The following is a 1,293-nucleotide window of genomic DNA, read 5'->3' as shown; positions in this document are numbered from 1 at the left end:
CCAGCGACAACGTCGGCGTCACCGGCTACCGGGTGTTCCGCGATGGCGTTGAGATCGCCAGCAGCGCCACCATCAGCTACCGCGATAGCGGGCTCACCCCGTCGACCCGCTACAGCTACCAGATCAGCGCTTACGATGCCGTGGGTAATCAGAGCGAGCCTGGCGTAGCGGTGGCGGCTACCACCGGCGCACAGCCGACCCTGACGAGTCTTAGTCTCACCCCGGCCTCTGCTCAGCTGAATATCGGCCTGCGTCAGCAGTTCAACGTCAGCGGGTTTGACCAATACGGCAACACGATCGTGGTCAACCCGACATGGAGCGTCAACGGCGGTGGTGTCATCGACAGCACGGGTCTGTTCAGCGCCAGCCAGGCAGGCGGGCCTTTCACCGTGTTGGCCGAACAGGATGGTGTCAAAGCCACTGCCAGCCTGACCGTGATTCGCCAGTCCAACCTGATCGATAGCGGTTTCGACAGCGACAGTGCCGGATTCAGCTATCTCGACGACCCGTTTCGCGGCAGTGGCGCACCGGCCTATGCCGACGGCAGCTATCTCGGCGCCGGTGGCTACAGCGGCGGTGCCCTGCAGATCACTCTCGGCGGTATCGACGGTGATGACATCTTCGGCATGTCGGGGGGGTGGCAACACGACTTCCAGCTTAATGCGCTGAGTGAGGTGAGCCTCAGCTTCCGCTACCAGCTGAGCCAGACCCCCTTTTACGAGCGCAACGAATACAGTCAACTACTGCTAAGCATCGACGGGGTACTGGTTGGTGTCTCGCCCAATGACTTCATCGACCAAATTAGCGGCAACGGCAACGGTGGTGCCGAAGAGACTACCGGCTGGCGTCAGGTGGAACTGAATCTGGGGAGCCTGGCAGCAGGCAGCCACCGGCTGATAATCGGCGCCTACAACAACCAGAAGACTGCGGCCAACGAAACGACCGTGGTATTGATTGATGACCTGCTGCTGCGTAGCAGCAGTAGCCTACCGGTCAATCTGCCACCGAGTGCAGTGGCCAGTGCCGACCCGCAGACAGGCGTGGTTCCGTTGGTCGTCAACTTCAGCAGCGCCGGCTCCACGGATCCTGACGGCACCATCGAGCATGTTAGCTGGGCGTTTGGGGATGGCAGCAGCAGCACCGAGGCCAACCCGCTCCACAGCTACACTACGCCCGGCGACTACACCGCGACCCTGAGCGTAACCGACAACCAGGGGGCGACTGCCAGCGCCAGTGTCGGCATCAGCGTTAGCGACCACCTGACACTGAGGCCCTGAGATTCCGGCCGGACTT

At 62.1% G+C, this 1,293-nt stretch carries 1 protein-coding gene; it reads left to right on the top strand.

Translation table 11 applies throughout. The annotated features are described in order from the left end of the window. On the top strand, positions 1–1,277 hold a 1,277-nt coding region (locus RIFP1SYM_RS18490), incomplete at its 5' end, for a PKD domain-containing protein (RefSeq protein WP_039960873.1). Positions 1,278–1,293: the final 16 nt, after the last annotated feature.

This window comes from endosymbiont of Riftia pachyptila (vent Ph05) (genome assembly GCF_000224455.1).
Taxonomy (GTDB): Bacteria; Pseudomonadota; Gammaproteobacteria; order Chromatiales; family Chromatiaceae; genus Endoriftia; species Endoriftia persephonae.
Note: the sequence above shows the minus strand (reverse complement) of the source record. Positions and strands in the feature narration are given on the sequence as shown.